The sequence below is a fragment of the Amycolatopsis plumensis genome (assembly GCF_042652605.1).
GTDB classification, from domain to species: Bacteria; Actinomycetota; Actinomycetes; order Mycobacteriales; family Pseudonocardiaceae; genus Amycolatopsis; species Amycolatopsis plumensis.
In genome coordinates, this window is sequence record NZ_JBHSJY010000001.1 from 9,034,909 (window position 1) to 9,055,640 (window position 20,732).

The following is a 20,732-nucleotide window of genomic DNA, read 5'->3' on the forward strand; positions in this document are numbered from 1 at the left end:
GGTTAGGCCCGCAAACCAGTTGCGGCTAGGGTTCTCCCATGTCGCGAAGTCTCGACGCCCAGAACCGGCTGCAGCAGCTGGAGGCGATCCTCGGAGCCCCGGCCGCGCACCTCGGGCTGGCCGAGCTGCTCGCCGAAACCCTCCAGCGCCTGCGCGAGGTCATGGAGGTCGACACCGCGACCGTACTGCGGTACCAGCACAGCGGCCGCCAGCTGGTGGCCTTCGCGGCGGCGGGCATCGAGGAAGAGGTCCACCAGGGCGTCCGGGTGCCGGTGGGGAGCGGGTTCGCGGGCCGGGTCGCGCTCGAGCGGGCCCCGGTCATCCTCGACCACGTCGACGACACCACCGTCGTGAACTCCCTGCTGTGGGAACGCGGGCTGCACTCCATGCTCGGCGTCCCGATGCTCGCCGGCAGTGAACTCGTCGGCGTGCTGCACATCGGTTCCGAGGCGGTCCGGCGGTTCGGTGAGCCCGAAGTGGCGCTCATGCAGCTGGTGGCCGACCGGCTCGCGACGGCGATCCAGCTGGAGGCGCAGGAGGAGAACCGCACCGCCACCATGGCGCTGCAGCGCAGCCTGCTGCCCAGCAGCCTGCCGGACGTGCCGGGCCTGGCTTTCGGCGCCCGGTACGTGCCCGGTGCCGAGACCGGGCTCGGCGGTGACTGGTACGACCTGTTCTCCCTGCCGGGTGACCGGCTCGGCGTCGTGATGGGCGACGTCTCCGGCCACGGCCTCGACGCGGCCGTGATCATGGGGCGGCTGCGCAGTGCCCTGCGCGCCTACGCCCTCGACTCCGAAAGCCCCGCCGAGGTGCTCGCCAAGCTCGACCGCAAGGCCAACCACTTCGAACACGGGGCGATGGCCACGGTGGCCTACGGGATCATCGGCCCGGACCGCGAGACGCTGACGCTGTCGCTCGCCGGGCACCTGCCCCCGGTACTCGCTCTGCCCGGTGAAGCGGGCCGGCTGGTGGACTCGCCCCCGGATCCCCCGATCGGGCTGACCATCGGCGTGCCGGAGCGCCGGACGACCGTGATCGACCTGCCGGAAGACGCCGTGCTGGTCCTCTACACCGACGGCCTGGTGGAGCGCCGGGACCGGCCCGTGGACGTCGGGATGACGCAGCTAGCGGCCGCCGTGCGCGCCGGGAACCCCGAGCGGGTCTGCGCGCAGGCCATGGCCGCGATGATCGGCAACCGGGCGGCCCAGGACGACGTCGCCGTGCTGGCCATCCAGCGCCATGCCGTCCCGGCCGGCAGTTGACGCGGCCGGGACGATCCGGGTCAGGACCCGGCGAGCGCCGCTTCCCGGGTCGGGAAGAGCGAAAGGCTCTCCTCCAGGCCGGTCAGCTGGATCGGGCGCAGGGTGGCCCGGCCGGACGCGACGATCCGCACCGCGGTGGCGGTGCCGGCGTTGCGGTGGATGGTCAGCAACGCGGTCAGTCCGGGCGAGGCGAGGAACTCGACCCGGGTCAGGTCGACCACCAGCACCGGCGGCTGCTCCGCCAGCGCCTCGTCGGCGGCCTGCACGAGCGCCGGCGCGGTGGTCGTGTCCACGTCTCCGGCGACCTCGACGACCACCGCCTCACCTTCCTCCGTCCGGGCGATCCGGAACTCCCCGAACGGCACAGCGGTGGCCGAGCTTTCGAGGTGGGTGTGCTCGGTCATGTGAATTCTCCTCGCCTTCGGCAGGCACCACCGGGCTGCGGTGGGCGTGCTTGATCACGAAGGCTGTTTGCTCAACCCCGCCGTCAATCATGCCTGCCCCGGCGACACGCCGCCGTGTCAGTACCCCCTCCGCTTTCCGCCACGGCCCCGAGCAGGCAGGATGGGCGCCATGGGAGAAGGGAACGTGACCGGGGACTCACTCGACGACGCCGCCAGTTCCGCGGGATCGGTCGCGCTGGAGGCCCGGGACGGTGTCGCGGTGCTGCGTGTGGACGGCGCCCTCGACCTCGCACTCGCCCCGAAACTGCGCCAGCTGGCCGAACGGGCGGCGCGGCTGCGGCCCTCGCTGCTCGTCATCGACCTCACCGACGTCACGTTCCTGGCCTCGGCGGGCATGGCCGAACTCGTCCGGGCGCACCGCGGGCCCACCGCGTCGGCGCCGTTGCGGGTGGTGGCGAGCGGCCGGATCACCCTGCGTCCGCTGGAACTGACCCGGCTGGTCGACGAGTTCGCCATCTACCCGTCGCTGTCGGAAGCGCTGGCTGCCGAATGACGTCCCGTCCGGAGTTCGACACGGTCCTCGACGCGGTGCGCAGAGCCTTCGTCGGCGGCGACGGCGTTCCGGCGGCCACCGCGGTCCGCGCCCTCGGCCCGGCCGAGGTGCGCGCGGTGCTCGGCGACCACGTCGCGCGGGCGGTGACCGACCGCGCGGTCCTCGCGGACCTGGTGCCGGGCGAGGAGATCACGCAGGCGGTCGCCGTCGCGGCCGACGGCGGCGAGCGTGGCGCACTGGTCTACAGCACCGAGCACGTCGGCGAAGCGCCCTCGGCCGTCGCCGCCGCGATCGAAGCCGCCACCGCCGGCCTGGCCGCCACCGTCCGGCGCCTGCGTGGCGAAGCGGCGGTCGTGGACGCGCTGCACTCCACCGGCCGGGAACTGACCGCGCAGCTCGACATCGACCGGATCGTGCAGGACGCGACCGACGCCGCCACGAAGGCGACCGGAGCCGCGTTCGGCGCGTTCTTCTACAACCTGGTTGACGAGCTGGGCGAGTCGTACACGCTGTACACGATCTCGGGGGTACCGCGAGAGGCGTTCGCCCGGTTCCCGATGCCGCGCAACACCGAGGTGTTCGGTCCGACCTTCGACGGCGCCGGTACCGTGCGCAGCCCCGACATCACGAAGGACCCGCGGTTCGGGAAGAACGCGCCGCACCACGGGATGCCGGAGGGGCACCTGCCGGTGTGCAGCTACCTCGCCGTCTCGGTGATCAGCCCGACCTCCGGGGAGGTGCTGGGCGGGTTCTTCTTCGGCCACCCCGAGCCGGACCGGTTCACCGCACGGCACGAGTACCTGGCCGAGGGCATCGCCGCCTATTCGGCCATCGCGCTGGACAACGCCCGGCTCTACGAACGCGAGCGCACCCTCGCCACCGAGCTGTCCCGCAGCATGCTGCCGGTCGCCCCGCCCACCCCCGGACTCGACGTGTTCACCCGGTACGTGCCCGCGGCCACCGGGAGCAAGGTCGGCGGCGACTGGTTCGACGTGCTCCGGCTGCCGTCCGGGGCCACCGCCTTCGTCATCGGCGACGTCGTCGGCCACGGCGTCACCGCCGCGACGGTGATGGGCCAGGTCCGCACGGCCGTCCGCAGCTACGCCCTGCTGGAGCTGCCGCCGTCGGAGGTCCTGCGCAACGTCTCCGAGCTGGCCGCCGGGCTGTTCGGCGAAAGCTTCGTGACCTGCTTCTACGCGGTCCACCGGCCCGCCGACGGCACGCTGGCCTACGCGAACGCCGGTCACCTGCCCGCGATCCTGATCCGCCCGGGCGAGCCGCCCGAGCAGATCGGCGAGGCGCTGGCGCAACCGCTGGGCGTCGGTTCGGTCTTCCCGCAGCGCACCGCGGGCTTCCCGGTGGGCGCGGATCTCGTGCTGTACACCGACGGGCTGGTCGAAAGCCGCACCCGCGACCTCACCCTGGGCATCGAATGGCTGCTGGCGGGTATCCCGGGACTGCTGGCCGCCGCCGACCTGGAAACGGCTTGGGACAAGCTCGTCGACGAACTGACGCGCGGACGGCACGACGACGACATCGCCGTGATCCACGTGCACCACCGCGGAGAGGACACCCCATGACGGACCCCCTCCACCCGGACGCGCCCGCTCCGCCGACCTCGTTCCACCGGCGTGCGGCCGCGATCGCCGAAGGCCTGCCGGACCTGCGTGAAGCGCTCGCCCGGTGGCTGGACACGCAGCAGCTGAGCCTCGAGCGGCGGGAGGACATCGTCCTCGCCGGGTACGAGGCGATGGCCAACTCGGCCGAGCACGCCTACCCCGACGGGCAGCCGGGCCCGGTCGACGTCTGGGCCGAAGCGTTGCCGGGGCGGCTGACCGTGACCGTCACCGACTACGGCACCTGGCGCCCGCCGGCGGGCTCGAACGGGCTGCGGGGCCGCGGCCTGCTGCTCATCGACACCCTCGCCGACCACAGCGCGCAGATCCACCGCGACGACGGCACCACGGTCACCATGACCTGGCTGACCGCCTGACCGACGTCTTGAATGACTCATTCACTGCACCGGCGTCCCGCACACCGGGCGAGCCGGTGCCGGGGCGGGTAGGCTCCTCGCAGGCCGCGCGAACCTGGAGTGTGATGAGCGTCGGGGAAGAGGCCGGCCACCGCGCCGTGTTTCCCGGGACCGGCCGGATGGCCGCCCGGATGCGGGACTTCGACTGGGCGACGTCCCCCCTCGGCGAACCCCGCGACTGGCCGGCGAGCCTGGCGACGGCGGTCCGGATCTGCCTCACCTCCCGCTTCCCCATGATCGTCTGGTGGGGACCGGAGCTGCGCTTCCTCTACAACGACGCGTACCTGCCGCTGCTGGGCACCAAGCACCCGGCGCTGGACAAGCCGGGCGCGGAGGTCTGGGGCGAGATCTGGCACATCATCGGCCCGATGCTCGACAGCGTGATGTCCACCGGCGAGGCGACCTGGTCGGAGGACATGCTGCTGCCGATGAACCGGCACGGCTACTGGGAAGAGACGTACTGGACGTACTCCTACAGCCCGGTCTACGACGACGAAGGCGCCGTGCGGGCGGTGTTCACCGCGGTCACCGACACGACCGAGCGCGTGATCGGCGAACGCCGGCTGGCGACGCTGCGCGAGCTCGGCGCGCAGGCCGGGGTCACCCGGACCGTGGGCGAGGCCTGCGAGCTGGTCGCCGGCGTGCTGGGCCGCGCCGGCGCCGATGTCCCCTACGCCGCGATCCACCTCCGGGACGGCGACGGCGGCCTCGTGCTCGCAGCCGTCACCCCGGGCGGTGAAGGCGCGGGGGACGCGACCGCCTGGCCGCTGAAGGACGTGCTCGCCGACGGAGTCCCGCGGACGGTGTCGGACGGAGCGGTCGGCGACCTGCCGGCGGGCGGCTGGTCCACCCCGCCCACCGAGGCGATGGTGCTGCCGCTGCCGGGTGACGCCGAGGACGCGGCCACCGGCGTGATCGTGCTGGCCGCGAGCGCCGGGCGCGCGCTCGACGAGTCCTACCGGACGTTCCTCGGGCTGGTCGCCCAGCAGACGACGGCGCTGGTCAACGGCGCGATCGCCTACCAGGTCCAGCAGCAGCGCGCCGAGGAGCTGACCGCGCTGGACGCGGCGAAGACGACGTTCTTCGCCAACATCAGCCACGAGTTCCGCACCCCGCTCACGCTGATCCTCGGCCCGGCCGCCGAGCTGCGGGAAGCACTGGACGGCGCCGGCGAGCGGGTGCGTGAAGAGGTCGACGTCATCCAGCGCAACGCGCTGCGGCTGGGGCGGCTGGTGAACAACCTGCTCGACTTCTCCCGGATCGAAGCCGGCCGGATGCAGGCGCGCTTCGAGCCGGTGGACCTCGGGACGTTCACCGCGGAACTGGCCAGCGTCTTCCGCGCCGCCGTCGAGCGGGCCGGGCTCGTGTTCGAGGTCGACTGCCAACCGTCGGACGAGCCGGTGCACGTCGACCGCGGGATGTGGGAGAAGGTCGTCTTCAACTTGCTGTCCAACGCGGTCAAGTTCACCTTCGACGGCGCGATCCGGGTCACGAGCACCGTCGAGGACGGCCACGCCGTGATCGCGGTGTCCGACACCGGGATCGGGATCGACGCCGCCGAGCTGCCGAGGCTGTTCGAGCGGTTCCACCGGATCCCGTCGGCGCGGGCGCGGTCGAACGAGGGCAGCGGGATCGGCCTGGCGCTGGTGCGCGAGCTCGTCGGCATGCACGGCGGCAGCGTCACCGTGGAGAGCACGCCGGGCGCCGGGACGACGTTCCGGGTGCGGGTGCCGCTGGGCACCCGGCACCTGCCCGCCGAGCACGTCGTCGACGGGCCCACGACCGGCGAGCTCGCCGCCCAGGCCGCCGAACCGTACGTGCAGGAGGCGCTGCGCTGGCTGCCCGACACCGGCGAAGACACCCGTCCCGCGCCCGCCTCGGCGGCGGGCGCCCGGGTGCTGATCGCCGACGACAACGCCGACATGCGCGACTACCTCGTCCGGTTGCTGCGCGACGACTACGCGGTGACCGCGGTGCGCGACGGCGTCGAGGCGTTCGCCGCCGCGTGCGCCCAGCCACCCGAGCTGATCATCAGCGACGTCATGATGCCGCGGCTGGACGGGCTCGGCCTGCTCGCCGAGCTGCGCGGCGACCCGCGCACCGCCGCCGTGCCGGTCCTGCTGCTGTCGGCGCGGGCCGGGCAGGAGGCCGCCGTCGACGGGCTGGCCGCCGGAGCCGACGACTACCTCGTGAAGCCGTTCTCGGCGCGGGAGCTGCTCGCCCGCGTCCGCACGACCGTCCAGCTGGCGAGGTTGCGCACACAGCACGCCCGGTGGCGCGCGGCGATGATCGACTCACTGCAGGAAGGCTTCTTCGTCTGCGACGCCGACGGCCGGGTCGTGGAGATCAACACCGCGTTCACCGAGCTGCTGGGCTACGGCACCGGCGGGCTGCCCTACGACCCGCCGTTCCCGTGGTGGCCGGACCCCGAAGCCGAACCGGCCGCCCACCGCCAGGTCGCCGAGGCGTTCGGCGGCGCGTGGGACGAGCCCGGCGGCAGCTTCGTGCTGCCGATGCGGCACCGGGACGGGCACCGGCTGTGGGTCGCGCTCGCCTACAACCAGCTGCAGGACGACGAGGGCCGCCGACGGCTGGTCGGCACGATGCGCGACGTCACCGCCGAGCGCTACGCGGTGCAGCGCGAAAGCACGCTCGCCTCGATGAACCAGCGCCTCGCCGGGATCAGCGGGGCACCGGAGGTCCTCCGCACCGCGCTGGAGCTGCTGCGCGAGCTGTGGGACGCCCGGCGCGTCGTCGCGGTGACCTGGCCGCGCGACGGCGAACCGGAGCTCGCGTCCACCGACCCCGCCGACCGGCGCTGGGCCGACCTCACCGCCCCGCTGCGCGAAACGCTCGACCACGTCCGCTCGCTGCCCGCGTTGCACGCCACCCCGGCCGACACCGGCGCGGGCACCACCGTCGACCACCCCGGCGGCCGGCTGACGCTGTGGGTCGAGCCCGCGCCGGGCCGCCCGCTCGGCACCGAGGACCGCACGCTGCTGGCGCTGCTGGCCGGGACGCTCGCGCACGCCCTGCGCCGCGCCCACCGCGACGACCGGCAGCGGGAGGTCGCCCTCGCGCTGCAGCGCTCGATCCTCGGCCCGGCCCGGCTCCCCGACGGCTTCGCGGTGCGCTACGAGCCGGCGAACCCGCCGCTGGAGGTCGGCGGCGACTGGTACGACGTCATCGCGCTGGCCGGCGACCGGATCGGCATCGTCGTCGGCGACTGCGTCGGCCGGGGGCTCGCCGCGGCCGCGGTGATGGGCCAGCTGCGCAGCGCCTGCCGGGCGCTGCTGCTCGAAGCCAGCAGCCCGGCGCACACGCTCAGCGCGCTCGACCGCTTCGCCGGACGGCTGCCGGGTGCGTTGTGCACCACCGTGTTCTGCGGGGTGCTCGACCCGGCGACCGGCACGCTCACCTACAGCAGCGCCGGGCACCCGCCCGCCACCCTCGTGCACCGCGACGGCACGGCGGAATTCCTCGACGCGGGCGGCAGCCTGCCGCTGGCCGTCCGGGCCGGGGTGCCGCGGCCGGAAGCCACGGCGGTCGTGCCGATCGGCTCCCTGCTGATGCTCTACACCGACGGGCTGATCGAGCGCCGCAACGAGCCGCTCGACGACGGCATGGACCGGGCCACCACCGTCGCGCACGACACGCGGGACGCGGAGCTCGGCGACCTGGCGGCCGTCCTGATGGACCGGCTCCGCCCGGCGGAGGGTTACGAGGACGACGTCGCGCTGCTGCTCTACCGCCGGCCCATCCCCCCGCTGGACTTCGAGTTCGCGGCGCACCCGGACCACCTCGCGTCGACCCGCCACTGGCTGCGCGCCTGGCTGGAGAACGCCGGCCTCGATCCGGACCTCGCCCAGGACGTGCTCGTCGCGTCGGGTGAGGCGTGCGCCAACTCCGTCGAACACGCCTACCGCGACGGCAGCGGCGAGACCGCGCACCTCGCCGCCCGGCTCACCGGCGGTCACCTGGTCGTCACGGTGACCGACAACGGGCACTGGAAGCAGCCGCCGCCGGACAACCAAGTGCTGCGCGGCCGCGGCGTGCCGATGATGGAAGCGCTGGCCGACGCGGTCGCCTTCCGGCACGACGAGACCGGGACCACCGTCACGCTGGAATGGAGGATCGGTTCGTGACGACGGCACTCACGCTGGTCGGCGGCCCGGGTGACGACGGCGCCCGGGTCCTGTCCGTCACCGGGGAGATCGACATGAGCAACGCCGCGGAGTTCGGCGCGGCCCTGGACCGCGAGCTGGCGGCAGGCACCGCCGTCACCGTGGACCTCACCGCGGTGACCTACCTCGACAGCGCCGGCGTCGCGGTGCTCTTCGACCGGGCGGACGCGCACGACCTGCGGCTGGTCGCGCCGCGGCTGCTCGACCGGGTCCTGCGCGTGTCCGGCCTGCCCCAGGTCGTGAAGGTCATGATCCGCTGAACGGTTGACCGCCGGTGCACGGGGTATGCGTGCCGCAGCGACGGTACGCCGGGTGGGTTGTGCTGCCGTCCGTCGCGAGGTGGCCCCGGCGCCCAACCCACGACGTTCAGCAGTGAGCGCCGGGCCGGAGCCACCGCCCCCCTCGGTCCCGGTGTTGCCCCCGGCGCGGTCGGCGCGGGTAAGGTTTTGCCGTTCCGTTGAAGCAGCAGCGGTTCGGCACCTGCCGCAACTGTCCGGGACGGAGATGACGTCAGTGACCGGTGAGCCGATCCTCCCCGAGCACCTCGACGAGCTGACCGCCGCCATGGCGGACCTCACCGGTGCCCTGGAAACCGAACCGGCGGAAGCGGAGATCCTCGACGCCGTCTGCGCCGAGGCCGTCCGGGCCGTCCCCGGCGCCGACATGGCCAGCATCACCGCGATCCGCGACGGCGAGCCGACGACGGCGGCCTGCACGGACGAGCGCGCCGTCGAGATCGACCGGGCCCAGTACGCGGCGGCCGCCGGTCCCTGCCTGCAGGCCGCGGAAACCGGCGAGGTCGTCCGGGTGCCGCTCGCCACGGCCGGGCTGGAGTGGCCGGAGTTCACCGCACGGGCCCGGGAATTCGGGGTCGGCAGCTACCTGGCCGCGCCGCTGCGCGTCGACGACCGCCTGTCCGGGGCGCTCAACCTCTTCGGCTACGGCGACCACGGCTTCGCGGAGACCGACTCACGGCTGCTGCGGCTCTACACGACGGTCGTCTCGTTCGGGCTGCGCACGACGCGGCGCTACCACCACGCCCGGCAGCGGGCCATCGAGCTCGAAGCGGCGATGCGGTCGCGGGCGGTGATCGAGCAGGCCAAGGGGATCCTGATGGCCGTGCACCGGATCAGCGCCGACGACGCCATGAAGCGCCTGGTCACCGAATCGCAGCGGACCAACGTGAAGCTCCGGGACATCGCCGCGCGGTTCGTCGAAGACCTGTCTTCGGCCGGGTCGCCCTGAACCTCAGGCGGTGCGGCGGGCCGGGAACGGCCAGGTGAGCGTGATGACGGTGCCGCCGTCGGTCGTGCGGAGGTCGAGGCCGTCGACCAGGGCCTGGATCAGGCGCAGCCCGCGGCCACCGTCCGCGCGTTCTTCGAGGGTCGCCCACCGGCCCTGGTCGGCGACGGTGACGGTCAGCACGTCCCGGTCGATCCGGGCGCGGATGTCGATCAGCCCGGGCCGGCCGTGGTAGGCGTGGTCGAGCACGTTGGCCATCGCTTCCCAGCAGGCGAGCACGACATCGTCGGCCTGGCGCCCGACCTCGTCACCGGCGCGCCGCCGCAACCAGGACACCAGGTGCCGGCGCAGGCTCGGCAGCGTGCGTGGCGAAATCGTGCCGCGGTACCGCCAGCCGTCCGATTCCAGCTCTTCCACGTTCACCTCCTCGGGGGACATCTGGTTTGCTACCCACGGGTTCGGATTCTCAATCACCGGTAATGGCTTCCCCTGGCGCCGTTCGGACCTGGTGCGTCCCGGCCCGCCGTGGTCGGATGGGCGGATGATTCGGTCGACGTCGTCCGTGGTGCTGTGCGCGGTGCTGGCCGCGGCCCTCTTGCCCGCTGTTTCCGAGGCGGCCGCCGCGGCGCCGGGACCGGGCGCCGTCTCCCACTTCGGCCTGGCCCGCAAGGACTGCCTGGGCACCGCGCGCAACACCACGAGCAAGGCGTGGTTCACCGTGGCGGGTGGTGTGCTCTCCGACGTCTACGCGCCGGTGATCGACAACACGAACGTCGAAACCCTGCAGTTCGCCGTCACCGACGGGCGCAGCTTCACCGATCTCCAGACGCGGGACATGACCTACACGGTCCGCACGAGCGCGGGCGGGATGGCGTGCGAAGTGACGTCGACCCCGCGCAGCGGCCGGTACCGGCTGGTCACCGAGTACCTGGCCGACCCGGCCCGGACCGGCGTGCTCATCCGCACCCGGCTGGAGCCGCTGAAGGACTCCGGTCGCGACCTGAAGGTCTACGTGCGGTTCGACGCGAGTCGCCAACGTTCGGCTCGCCGCTGGGCGCCCAGCTGCTGACGATCTACGGCCACGACCCGGCCGCGACGGCGACGTCGACCGCGGCGCCGTTCCCGAGCCGGGCGTACACGATTGCGGCGCAGGACGCGTGGAGCCGGCGCATCGAGGTCCAAGGCTTCGCGGACCCGGCGCTCGTCGATGCTTCGGGTGCTTCGCTGGCCACGCCGTCGGTGCAGGCTTCGCAGGCAACGCGGTACATCACGGTCAGCGTGGCGAAGGCGGCCTTCGGGACGCCGGGGCCGGGCTGGACGTTCGCCGTGGTGCTGACCGGGCAGGACGGCAACTCCCCCGACCAGGCCCGGCCGTTCACGCCGACGGCGGGTCAGTACACGTTCGGCCTGTGCCCGGCCGGCGGGACGGCACCGATCTGCGCGGCGGACCCGGCCACGGCCCCGAAGGCGTTCGACGTGCTGACGCCGTCCGGCGTGGACCAGAAGCTGGAGCTGGACCCGACCCGGGGTCCGGTTTCGGTGCGCGGGGTGCCCGTGGGCTGACAAGCTGGACGCCATGATCGACGACTTCGCGAAGACCTACCTGCACGGTGACCTGCGTGAGATCCGCGAGGAGATGGTCGGGAAGCTCGACGGGCTCGGCGAGTACGACATCCGCCGTCCCCTGACCACGACCGGTACCAACCTGCTCGGCCTGGTCAAGCACCTGACCCTGACCGAGGCCCGGTACTTCGGCGAGATCTTCGGCAGGCCGTTCCCCGAGCCGCTGCCCCGCTGGGACGACCTGACCGTGCGCGGCACCGACATGTGGGCGACCGAGCACGAGACGCGCCAGGAGATCATCGACCGCTACCGCCGGGCCTGGGCCCACGCCGACGCGACGATCACCGAGCTGCCCGTCGACGCGCCCGGCCACGTCCCCTGGTGGCCCCGGCCGGACGTGCTGCTGTTCAACATCCTGGTCCACGTGCTCACCGAGACCAACCGCCACGCCGGCCACGCGGACATCCTGCGCGAGCAGCTCGACGGCGCCCTGGCCACCGACGGCCACCGCGACGCGGAGCACTGGGCGGCCCGCCGCACGGAGGTCGACCGGGCCGCCCGGGCCGCCACCGGCCGGACGCAGTGAATGACTCATTCCTGGCGTCCGGCGTCAGGAATGAGTCATTCACTGCATCCGGGGCGCGGGCGGTGGTCAGGTCACCATCGGGTGTTCGGGGGCATCATCGAGGAGACATCCAGGCATACCTCCGGTGAGCGACGGATGAACGTCAGGTGTGCGCTAACCTGCCGCTCATGATCCGGCCGCGCGCGCCGGCACGTCGAGGAGTCGATCTCGTGCAACCGAACCTGGGGCCAGGCGAAGACTTCCAGCTCCTGCTCGAGCGGCAGGTCCGGGAGATGCAGTCGAAGGCCGCGGCGCTGAACGAAGCGCTTTCCTCGGCCGGGGCGACGGTCCGCACCCGCGACGGCTCGGTCACCGTGACCCTCGCCCCGAACGGCGCGCTCACGAACCTCGAGCTCGGGTCCCGGGCGTGCGAGCTGGGCCCGGCGCGGCTGACCGCGGCGATCATGAGCGCGGTGCGGGACGCGCAGCGCCAGACAGCCCGCGCCGTCGCGGATTCCTTCGCGACCATCAACGGCGACGGCGAGTCGACCGCCATGGTCCGGTCCTTCCTGCCGCCGGACCCGCCGCCGGACGGGGACTTCGCGGCGCCGGAGAGCGCCGAGGCTGCCCCACCGCCGCCTGCTCCCCCGGTTCCCCCGGCGCCGCCGTCCGCGCCGCGCCGCCGTCCTGCGGCCGACGACCGCGCCGACGACGAATCGAACCCCTGGTGACCGGCGGCGGCTTCCGCGTCTCTTCGGAGCCACTGGCGGAGTTCGGCAAGCACCTCGACGAGCTGCAGAAGAACCTGCAGAGCACCGCGGACCTCGTCGGCGGCATGGTCTGCGACCCCGGCATGTTCGGCATCAACCCGGCGTGCCAGCTGATGGCCGCCAGCGCGAGCACCTGGACCGACAAGGCGCACCACCAGTTCGGCGAGTACGCCAAGACCATCGGCGAGTTCGCCGACAAGGTCACCGAGGCGGCGAAGCGCTACCAGTCGGGCGAAGAAGACGCCGTGAACTCGATCGTGAGGTTCGGATAGTGGGCGACGACTACCGGAGCAAGGACGTCAGCCTCCACGGTTCGGACCTGTTCAACAGCGACAACGCCTCGGCCGGCGCGGGCTTCTTCGAGGCGGCCATCGGCCTGGACAAGGCCGTCAAGGAGCACGACAAGGTCGCGATCGGCATCGGCTCGGCGGGCATGGCGCTGGAGACGATCGGGCTCGTGCTGGACCCGATCGGCAGCCTGCTGACGGCCGGGATCGGCTGGCTCATCGAGCACATCACGATCCTGCGGTGGCCGCTGGACATCCTGATGGGCGACCCGATCGGCATCGCGGCGGCGAGCGAAGCGCTCACGGCGGAGAAGAAGAAGCTGGAGCAGTGGTCGGCCGACCACCAGCAGGCGCTCGACAAGCTGCTGGAGGAGTGGAGCGGGCAGGCCGCGGACGCGTTCAAGAAGGACATGGACGCGGTCACCGACCAGTTGGGTGCCCTCGGCGGCTACCTCGACGAGGCCGGCAAGAACATGAAGATCGCCGGCGGCATCGTCGGCGCGTTCCGCGGCATCCTCCGCGACCTGATCGCCATGCTCCTGGCGACGATCATCAAGGGCGCCCTGATCGCGGCGGCACTGGCCCCGGTGACGTTCGGCGCGTCGATCGCGATCTTCATCGGCACGACGATCGGCACGGTGGCCACGGCGCTGGGCAAGATCGGTGCGAAGCTGGCCCAGCTGGCCAAGAAGCTGGGCGACCTGCTGCAGGCGCTGACGAAGCTGGGCAAGGCCGGCGACGACCTGGCGGCGGCCAAGCCCCCGACGAGCAGCCTGACGCCGACGCCCACCCCGAAGCCGGACGCCACCCCGGCCCCGAAACCCGACCCGAAGCCTTCGTCGGCGACTCCGGACCCGAAGCCGGAGACCACTCCCTCGTCGGCCACACCCGAACCGAAGCCCGAGCCCAAGCCGGACCCCGCGCCCGAGCCCAAACCGGAACCGAAGCCGGAACCCGCACCCTCGTCCTCGTCGGCCACCCCGGACCCGAAACCCGACCCCAAACCGGACCCCAAGCCCGACACCACACCCTCGTCGGCCACACCCGAACCGAAACCGGAACCCAAGCCGGACCCCACCCCCGATCCCAAACCGGAACCGAAGCCGGAACCCGCACCCTCGTCCTCGTCGGCCACCCCGGACCCGAAACCCGACCCCAAACCGGACACCACTCCCTCGTCGGCCACACCCGAACCGAAGCCCGAGCCCAAGCCGGACACCACGCCCGAGCCGAAGCCGGAACCCGCGCCCTCGTCGGCCACCCCGGAGCCCAAGCCCGACCCCGCCCCGGACCCGAAGCCGGACACCACTCAGTCCACTCCGGACCCGGCACCGACACCCGACCCCAAGCCGCACAAGCCGTTCACCGACCAGATGACCGACGTCATCAAGACCAAGCTGTCCCAAATAGACGGTGTGACGCCCGAGATCATGCAGAAGTTCGACAAGATCAGCAACTTCTCCGTGCACGAGCTCGGCAAGCTCTTCGGCAAGGAAGGCGCGGAAAAGTTCGAGTCGGCCATCAAGGTCATGACCGACCCGTGGTTCGGCAAGTCGGGCCTGGCCGGCAAGACCGTCGTCGACATGATCAAGGGTGTGCCCGCCAGCATCGGCAACGTCACCGGCGGGGACGACGACAGCTAGCCGAGCGGGTCCAGCCCGGTCAGCGCCACGCTTTCCGTCCACAACCGCGCGGCGGCCGTGTCGTCGGCCAGGTTCGCCCACCGGCGTTCCGGCCGCGGCCGCCCGCGCAGGCCGAACACGCGCGGGCCCCACAGCTGGCCGCCCTCGACGTCCGGGTCGAGGACCGCGCGCACCGCGGGCCGGGCCCCGGCGTCCTTGCCCTGCAACAGCATCCGGGCCGGGAGCCCGCGCAGCCACGCGCCGGTGGTGCGGGTGTGCACCGGCGGCCGCGACGGTGTCAGCGAGTCGAGCGCGCCGCCGGGGTGGGCGAGCACGCTGAGCTGCGCGGAGCCCGCGGCCCGCAGCCGCCGGTCGAGTTCGAGCGCGAACAGCATCTGGGCCAGTTTGGACCGCTCGTAGGCCCGCTTCGGGTGGTAGTCGCACGAGCTCTGGAGATCCGCGAAGTCGAGATGAGCCGACTTCGCCGCGAAGCTGCCCATGGTGACGATCCGGGCGGCCGGGGCCAGCACCGGCCGCAGCCGGGCGATCAGCGCGAAGTGGCCGAGGTGGTTGGTGCCGAACATCAGCTCGTGCCCGTCCGCGGTCTCCCGCCGTGGCGGCGCGTCGAGCGCGACGCCGGCGTTGCACAGCACGGCGTCCAGCACACCCACGTCCGGTTCGAGGGAGGCCAGGTCGGCCAGGTCCAGCCGGACGTGCCCCACCTTCGCCCCGGCGACTCGCGAGCGGATCGACGCGGTCGCGGCCTGCGCCTTGGCCGGGTCGCGGCTGCCGATCACCACGTCCGCGCCCGCCGAAGCCAGCTGCTCGGCGGCGAAGTAGCCGATCCCCGCGTTGCCCCCGGTCACCAGCACCCGCATCGCCGCACCCTCCCCGTGCCAAGCTGTCCGTCGTGGACAACGCTACCGACGAACCGGCCCGGGCCGGGTACCGGCGGTCGGCCGGGTCGCCCCGCGGCGAGGCCCGGCGCCGGGAACTGCTGGCGAAGATCACCGACGACGTCGCCGAGAACGGGCTCGTCGACTTCTCGCTGCGAAGGGCCGCGCGGGCGGCCGGAACGACCCACAAGGTGCTGCTCTACCACTTCGAAGGCGTCGAAGACCTGCTGCGGCAGGTGGTTTTCGCGCTGCGGGAGCGGCGGATCGGCAACGCGCTGACGGCCGTCGCCGCGGAATCGCCCACGCTCGCCGGCCGCGTCCGGGCCGCCTGGGCCAGCCTCCGCGACGAGGAGACGCAGCTGCGGCGCGTCCTCGACCAGGCGATGGGCCTGGCGATGTACGACCCGGGCCGGTACGCCGCGCTCGGCCGCGGCGCGTCGCAGCAGTACCTGCCGACGCTGGTGTCGTTCTGCCCGCCGCACTGGCCGGAGCGGCGCAAGCTCGAGGTCGCCGAGATGATCCTCGCGACGCTGCGCGGTTTCCTGGTGGATCTGCTGACCAGCCCGGACGGCGAAGGCGCGGAGGCCGGCGTCGCGGCCCTGCTGCGGGCGGTCGAACGGGAGGAAGCGGCTCCCTGAGCCTCGACAGTTTGCGAACCACGTGGTTCACTTCTGCCCGGGGGGGGACGTCACTGGGAGGCTGGCATGCAGGTCGCGCTGTCCGCGGGCACCGTCGAGTACACCGACACGGGCGGGACGGGTCCGGCCGTCGTCTTCGTCCACGGCCTCCTGATGGACGGCTCACTCTGGGACGGCCCGGTCGCCGCCCTCGACGGCCTGCGCTGCGTCGTCCCGACGCTGCCGTTCGGCGCGCACCGGCACCCGATGCGGGACGGCGCCGACCTGTCGATGCGGGGACTCGCGCGGTTGCTCGGGGAGTTCCTGGAGCGGCTCGACCTGCGGGACGTCACCCTGGTCGGCGTCGACACCGGCGGCGCGCTGGTGCAGCTGCTCATGACGGAAGACGCCCCGCGGGTCGGCCGGGTCGTGCTCGCTTCATGCGACGCGTTCGACAACTTCCCGCCCGGCCTCACCGGCAAAACGCTGTTCCTGGCCGGGAAACTGCCGCCCCGCCTGTTCGGCGTGTTCGTGCAGCAGCTGCGGCTGCGCGCGGTGCGGCGGCTCCCGATCGCGTTCGGGTGGCTGACGAAGCGCGGGGACGCGGCCACGGCCCGCTGGCTCCGGCCGCTGCTGAGCCAGGCCGGCGTCCGCCGCGACACGGTCCGCGTCCTGCGGGCGGCCGCCGCGACACCGGACATCCTCCGGGAAGCGGCCGAACGGCTCCCAGGCTTCGACCGGCCGGCGCTGGTCGTCTGGGCCACCGAAGACCGCGTGATGCCGCTCGAGCACGGCCGCCGCCTGGCGGCCCTGCTGCCCAAGGGGCAGCTCGCCGAGGTGGCCGACAGCTACACGCTGCTGCCGCTCGACCAGCCGGTGGAGTTCGCGCGGCTGGTCCGGGAGTTCACAGCCGGCTGAGGCCGTGCAGGATGCGTTTCATCAGGTCCATGCTCGGCCGGTTGCCGTTGCCCTTCTTCGCGGTGTGCACGGCGACGAGCCCGCGGTCGGCGAGGTCGGAGAGCAGGACCCGCGCCACGCCGAGCGGCAGCCGCCGCCGCGCGGCCACCTCGGCCACGGACTGCGAAGTGCAGCACAGCACGCAGATTTCCGACTCCTCCGCCGTGCTGTTGCGCGTCATGGCCCGCCCGCGCGGCGTGGTCGAGACGAGCGTCTCGACCGGGAGGTCGCGCGTCGGGCGCGTCCGGCCGTGGGTGCGGAAGTACGGACGGACAAGCCCCGCCGCCCCTCCGTCTTCGAGCGCGGTCCCCCAGTGCACAGCCAGCTCCTCACGGCGATTAATCCTTGTAGGCGATTATTCGACACCGTGATCGACTCCACCGCAATCGTCCGAACAGGCTAACGGACGGTAAACTGCAGGTCGGAGCAGCGCCGTTGACCGACACCACTCCGAGGGAGGAAGGTCATCCAGGCGGATTATCAGTGTTCTGACAACTCCGCCGGCTTCGGCGCCTTCCGGCGGCGGACCCGCAGCCTGCGCAGCCAGGCCCGCGCGGCGGCGAACTCCTGCTGGACCTCGGCGATGCGTGCGCGGAGGTAGGCGTCGGAAATCATCTCGGGGCTCCCCTCGGTCGTCCGTGCCGTCACGGTGCGCGGGGGCCGTTGGGGAAATCTTGAACAGACCTTGCCAGGGTGTCGCGGATCCGCTACGCCTGAGGCGAGGGAGGGTGGCGTGGTGGATTTGCGGGTGCTGGGGCCGGTCGAGGTCCTGGCCGGTGGCACCCGGCTCGACATCGGGCACGCGCGGCAGCGTGACGTGCTGGCGGTGCTGCTCCTCGACGTCGGCCGGGCGGTCCCGGTCGACCGCCTGGTCGACCGCGTGTGGGGCGAGCGGCCGCCCCGGCAGCCGCGGAACTCGCTGTACGCCTACGTCTCGCGGCTGCGGACGCTGCTGGGTGCGCTGGACGGCGTGACGATCGAGCGGGAGAGGGACGGCTACGTCCTCGTGGCCGACCCGCAGACGGTGGACGTCCACCGGTTCGAGAGCCTCCTGCAGCAGGCGAAGAAGACAACGGACGACCACACCGCGCTCGCCCTGTACGACGAAGCACTGGCGCTCTGGCGCGGGACGCCGCTCAGCGAGCTGGACTCGCCGTGGGTGGCCGAGGTCCGCGCTGCCCTGGAGCGCAAGCGGGAGACGGCCGTGCTCGACCGTGACGACCTGCGGCTGCGCACCGGCGCCCACGCCGCCGTGCTCGCCGAGCCTGCCCCGGACGCCGGCGAACGGGCGGCGGCCCAGCGGATCGAGGCGTTGTTCCTCGACGGGCGTCCGGCCGACGCGCTCCGGGAGTACGAAGAGGTCCGGTCGCGCTTGGCCGACGAGCTCGGCGCCGACCCGGGTCCGCGGTTGCGCGGCCTGCACGAGCGGATCCTGACCGGCGGCGGCCCGGAACCGCGGCAGCTCCCGGCCGCGGCGCCGTCGTTCTCCGGACGTGCGGCCGAGCTGGCGGCGCTCGACCGCCTGCTGGCCCCGGACGGCGCGGTCGCGGTGATCTCCGGCGCGGGCGGCCTCGGGAAGACGTGGCTGGCGGTGCGGTGGGCGACCGACCACGCGAGCCGGTTCCCCGACGGCCAGCTGTACGTCGACCTGCACGGCTTCGACCCGGCGCACGAGCCGGTGCCGGCCGAGCGCGCGGTCCGGGGGTTCCTCGGCGCGCTGGGTGTCGCACCGGCGTCGCTCCCGCCGGAGCCGGACGGGCAGGCGGCGCTCTACCGCAGCCTGACGGCCCGGCGCCGGCTGCTGATCGTGCTCGACAACGCGCAGGACACCCGGCACGTGACGCCGTTGCTGCCCGGCGGGTCGTCGTGTTCGGTCCTCGTCACCAGCCGGCACGAGCTGGGCGGCCTGCTCACCACGCACGGCGCTCGCGCCTTGCCGCTGCGCACCCTCGACGAGGGCCAGGCGCGGGAACTGCTGGCGCACCGGCTGGGCGCCGCCCGCTTGGCCGCGGAACCCGAGGCGGTGCAGGACATCCTCGCCCGGTGCGGCGGAATGGCGCTGGCGCTGGCCATCGTCGCGGCGCGCGTCGCGGCCCACCCGGACCGGCGGCTGGCCGCGCTGGCGGCCGAGCTGCGCGAAAGCCGGCTGGACGCCCTGGACACCGGGGAGCTGACGGCGAGCCTGCGCGCGGTGTTCGACGCGTCCTATCGTGCCCTGCCCCCGGCCGCCGCAACGGCCTTCCGCCTCCTCGGCCTGGTCCCCACCGAGGACATCGGCCGCGCGGCCGCGACGGCCCTGCTCGGCGACGCGCGGGCAGTGCGCGTGCTGTGCGCGGCCCGCCTCCTGGAGGAACACCAGCCGGGCCGTTTCCGCATGCACGACCTGGTCAAGCTGTACGCGGCCGAGCTCGTCGCCGCCGACGACCCCGCCACCCGCCTGGCCGCGTCGACCAGGCTGTTCGACCACTACCTGAGCTGGGCCTCGGCGGCGATGGACCGGTTTTCCCCGCACGAGCCCTACGTGCGCCCGCGGGTGGACGGCCCGCGTCCCGACTTCGCGGAAGTCCAGTCCGACCGAGCCTGGCTCGACGCCGAGCGGGCGTCGATGCTGGCGTTGGCGACGAGCGCCCCGGAGGCGCTGGCGGACCACGTCGTCCGCTTGGCAGCAACGCTGTGGCGCTACCTGTACGTCGCGGCGCACCACAACGAGGCGCTCACCCTCCACACGACCGCCCTCGCGCTGGCCACGCCCGGCACGAAGGAGTGGGGCTTCGCGCAGCACGCGGTGGGCATGACCTTGATCTTCCTGGGCCGGTTCGACGCGGCCGCCGCGCATCTCGAGCAGGCGCTTCCCCTGGCGTTGCGGCTTCGGAACGATCTGCTGGAGAGCATGACCCGCAACAGCATCGCCACGATCGAGGACATCCGAGGCCGCCGCCCGGAGGCTCGCAGGCAGTACGACGCGGCCTTGGCCGCAGCGCGCCGGACGGGGTATGCGCTGCTGGAGGGAATCGCGTTGTGCAACATGGGAGAGCACCACCGCTGGTGCGGCAACCACCAGGAGGCGGCGAAGTACCTGCACCAGAGCGGCCGCATAGCGGAAGACCTCGGTTCAGCAGGCCTGGGTGGTCCGGTGTTGGCGGCGCTGGGCAGCGCGTATGCGGGGTTGGGCCGCCCGGAGGACGCTGACGCGTATTTCCGCCGTGCGCTGGAGTACGCCCGAGAGGGCGGAAACACGAACCTCGAGGTGACGGCACTGAACGACTTCGCGGCGACGAAGTCTGGTTCTGAGGCGATTCCGTTGTACGAGAAGGCTTTGGCGCTGGCGCGCCGGGCTGGTCACCTTCGTGAGCAGGCCTTCGCGCAGCACGGGCTGGGAGTGGCGCACCGGGCAGCGGGGAACGACGCCGAGGCCGTGGCTCACCTGGAGGCGGCTTTGGTGGCGTATACGGAGTTGGGGGCGCCGGAGGCCGAGGAGGTGCGCGCCCTGCTGGCCGAGAGCTGAGGCGGTGGCTGCCTTCATCCGGCCAGGTACGCCGCCACCCGGATCCGCAGACCGCGGATGTGCGGCAGCGCGATGGTGAACGCCGTCGCCGGGCGATAGCCGGGCCACGGGTCGCCGTGGGTGCAAGGGCCGGCGAAGTAGACGAAGCCGTCCTCATCGTCGTAGCGGCCCGGCGTCCAGACCGCCGTGTCACCCTCGTGACGAGCCCGGGCGATCCAGTAAGCCTCATGCTTCATGACACGCCTCAGCTGCCCGGCGAACCCCGCCAACTCC

General features: G+C 72.9%; 22 protein-coding genes. 16 read left to right on the forward strand and 6 right to left on the reverse strand.

Translation table 11 applies throughout. The features are described 5' to 3' along the window. The first annotated feature begins 38 nt into the window (after window positions 1-38). Complete coding sequence (locus ACFPLC_RS43520) at window positions 39-1,262, forward strand: PP2C family protein-serine/threonine phosphatase (RefSeq protein ID WP_378192100.1); 1,224 nt, start codon at window positions 39-41, stop codon at window positions 1,260-1,262. A gap of 20 nt (window positions 1,263-1,282) precedes the next feature. Here the strand turns inward: ACFPLC_RS43520 and ACFPLC_RS43525 are convergent, their stop codons facing one another. Further along, on the reverse strand, window positions 1,283-1,666 hold the full coding sequence (locus ACFPLC_RS43525; protein WP_378192102.1) for an STAS domain-containing protein: 384 nt from the start codon (window positions 1,664-1,666) through the stop codon (window positions 1,283-1,285). A gap of 169 nt (window positions 1,667-1,835) precedes the next feature. On the opposite strand from ACFPLC_RS43525, the gene ACFPLC_RS43530 reads away from it, so the two are divergent. From ACFPLC_RS43530 to ACFPLC_RS43555, 6 genes are all read left to right on the forward strand, one after another. Continuing rightward, entirely contained in the window at window positions 1,836-2,219 is a 384-nt protein-coding gene (locus ACFPLC_RS43530; protein WP_378192103.1) for an STAS domain-containing protein, read from the forward strand. Further along, entirely contained in the window at window positions 2,216-3,799 is a 1,584-nt protein-coding gene (locus ACFPLC_RS43535; protein ID WP_378192105.1) for a PP2C family protein-serine/threonine phosphatase, read from the forward strand. The genes ACFPLC_RS43530 and ACFPLC_RS43535 overlap by 4 nt, the downstream gene beginning before the upstream one ends. Continuing rightward, window positions 3,796-4,212 (forward strand): ATP-binding protein, encoded by a 417-nt coding sequence (locus ACFPLC_RS43540; RefSeq protein ID WP_378192107.1) that lies wholly within the window; start codon window positions 3,796-3,798, stop codon window positions 4,210-4,212. The genes ACFPLC_RS43535 and ACFPLC_RS43540 overlap by 4 nt, the downstream gene beginning before the upstream one ends. A 104-nt stretch (window positions 4,213-4,316) precedes the next feature. Then, the gene (locus ACFPLC_RS43545) at window positions 4,317-8,396 is read left to right on the forward strand and encodes a SpoIIE family protein phosphatase (protein ID WP_378192109.1); all 4,080 of its coding nucleotides are present in this window, start codon (window positions 4,317-4,319) and stop codon (window positions 8,394-8,396) included. Further along, window positions 8,393-8,695, forward strand: a complete 303-nt coding sequence (locus tag ACFPLC_RS43550; protein WP_191309698.1) for an STAS domain-containing protein — start codon at window positions 8,393-8,395, stop codon at window positions 8,693-8,695. The genes ACFPLC_RS43545 and ACFPLC_RS43550 overlap by 4 nt, the downstream gene beginning before the upstream one ends. A 253-nt stretch (window positions 8,696-8,948) precedes the next feature. Beyond that, window positions 8,949-9,680, forward strand: a complete 732-nt coding sequence (locus ACFPLC_RS43555; protein WP_378192388.1) for an ANTAR domain-containing protein — start codon at window positions 8,949-8,951, stop codon at window positions 9,678-9,680. 3 nt (window positions 9,681-9,683) lie between these two features. Here the strand turns inward: ACFPLC_RS43555 and ACFPLC_RS43560 are convergent, their stop codons facing one another. Next, entirely contained in the window at window positions 9,684-10,094 is a 411-nt protein-coding gene (locus ACFPLC_RS43560) for an ATP-binding protein (protein WP_378192111.1), read from the reverse strand. 124 nt (window positions 10,095-10,218) lie between these two features. On the opposite strand from ACFPLC_RS43560, the gene ACFPLC_RS43565 reads away from it, so the two are divergent. The 6 genes from ACFPLC_RS43565 to ACFPLC_RS43590 all read left to right on the forward strand — a co-directional run bounded on the left by ACFPLC_RS43565 (window position 10,219) and on the right by ACFPLC_RS43590 (window position 14,505). After that, window positions 10,219-10,746 carry a hypothetical protein gene (locus ACFPLC_RS43565; protein WP_378192113.1) on the forward strand — a complete coding sequence of 176 codons (528 nt, stop codon included), beginning with the start codon at window positions 10,219-10,221 and terminating at the stop codon, window positions 10,744-10,746. A 2-nt stretch (window positions 10,747-10,748) separates the two neighbouring features. Continuing rightward, window positions 10,749-11,240, forward strand: coding sequence for a glucodextranase DOMON-like domain-containing protein (locus ACFPLC_RS43570; protein ID WP_378192390.1), 492 nt, complete (start codon window positions 10,749-10,751; stop codon window positions 11,238-11,240). A gap of 13 nt (window positions 11,241-11,253) precedes the next feature. Further along, the gene (locus ACFPLC_RS43575) at window positions 11,254-11,826 is read left to right on the forward strand and encodes a DinB family protein (protein ID WP_378192115.1); all 573 of its coding nucleotides are present in this window, start codon (window positions 11,254-11,256) and stop codon (window positions 11,824-11,826) included. Window positions 11,827-12,035: 209 nt separating this feature from the next. After that, window positions 12,036-12,536, forward strand: a complete 501-nt coding sequence (locus ACFPLC_RS43580) for a YbaB/EbfC family nucleoid-associated protein (protein WP_378192117.1) — start codon at window positions 12,036-12,038, stop codon at window positions 12,534-12,536. Then, window positions 12,533-12,847 (forward strand): hypothetical protein, encoded by a 315-nt coding sequence (locus ACFPLC_RS43585; RefSeq protein WP_378192118.1) that lies wholly within the window; start codon window positions 12,533-12,535, stop codon window positions 12,845-12,847. The genes ACFPLC_RS43580 and ACFPLC_RS43585 overlap by 4 nt, the downstream gene beginning before the upstream one ends. Then, window positions 12,847-14,505 (forward strand): WXG100 family type VII secretion target, encoded by a 1,659-nt coding sequence (locus tag ACFPLC_RS43590; RefSeq protein WP_378192120.1) that lies wholly within the window; start codon window positions 12,847-12,849, stop codon window positions 14,503-14,505. Before ACFPLC_RS43585 ends, ACFPLC_RS43590 begins: the two co-directional genes overlap by 1 nt. Here ACFPLC_RS43590 and ACFPLC_RS43595 read toward each other — a convergent pair. Further along, window positions 14,502-15,362 (reverse strand): SDR family NAD(P)-dependent oxidoreductase, encoded by an 861-nt coding sequence (locus ACFPLC_RS43595; RefSeq protein ID WP_378192122.1) that lies wholly within the window; start codon window positions 15,360-15,362, stop codon window positions 14,502-14,504. The two genes, ACFPLC_RS43590 and ACFPLC_RS43595, sit on opposite strands and share 4 nt — an antisense overlap. Window positions 15,363-15,394: 32 nt before the next feature. Between ACFPLC_RS43595 and ACFPLC_RS43600 the strand changes: the two genes are divergently transcribed. Together ACFPLC_RS43600 and ACFPLC_RS43605 are read left to right on the forward strand one after the other, a co-directional pair. Further along, complete coding sequence (locus ACFPLC_RS43600; protein ID WP_378192123.1) at window positions 15,395-16,018, forward strand: TetR/AcrR family transcriptional regulator; 624 nt, start codon at window positions 15,395-15,397, stop codon at window positions 16,016-16,018. A gap of 66 nt (window positions 16,019-16,084) precedes the next feature. After that, window positions 16,085-16,915 (forward strand): alpha/beta fold hydrolase, encoded by an 831-nt coding sequence (locus ACFPLC_RS43605; protein WP_378192125.1) that lies wholly within the window; start codon window positions 16,085-16,087, stop codon window positions 16,913-16,915. Here the strand turns inward: ACFPLC_RS43605 and ACFPLC_RS43610 are convergent. Both ACFPLC_RS43610 and ACFPLC_RS43615 read right to left on the reverse strand, forming a co-directional pair. Further along, entirely contained in the window at window positions 16,902-17,273 is a 372-nt protein-coding gene (locus ACFPLC_RS43610) for a DUF742 domain-containing protein (RefSeq protein ID WP_191309681.1), read from the reverse strand. The genes ACFPLC_RS43605 and ACFPLC_RS43610 overlap by 14 nt on opposite strands. Before the next feature lie 161 nt (window positions 17,274-17,434). Then, the gene (locus tag ACFPLC_RS43615) at window positions 17,435-17,569 is read right to left on the reverse strand and encodes a hypothetical protein (protein ID WP_268246871.1); all 135 of its coding nucleotides are present in this window, start codon (window positions 17,567-17,569) and stop codon (window positions 17,435-17,437) included. A 118-nt stretch (window positions 17,570-17,687) separates the two neighbouring features. On the opposite strand from ACFPLC_RS43615, the gene ACFPLC_RS43620 reads away from it, so the two are divergent. Further along, window positions 17,688-20,459, forward strand: coding sequence for an AfsR/SARP family transcriptional regulator (locus ACFPLC_RS43620; protein ID WP_378236191.1), 2,772 nt, complete (start codon window positions 17,688-17,690; stop codon window positions 20,457-20,459). Window positions 20,460-20,473: 14 nt separating this feature from the next. Here the strand turns inward: ACFPLC_RS43620 and ACFPLC_RS43625 are convergent, their stop codons facing one another. Continuing rightward, window positions 20,474-20,695: a hypothetical protein gene (locus ACFPLC_RS43625; RefSeq protein WP_378192128.1), complete on the reverse strand. Its 222-nt coding sequence runs from the start codon at window positions 20,693-20,695 to the stop codon at window positions 20,474-20,476. Window positions 20,696-20,732 lie beyond the last annotated feature (37 nt).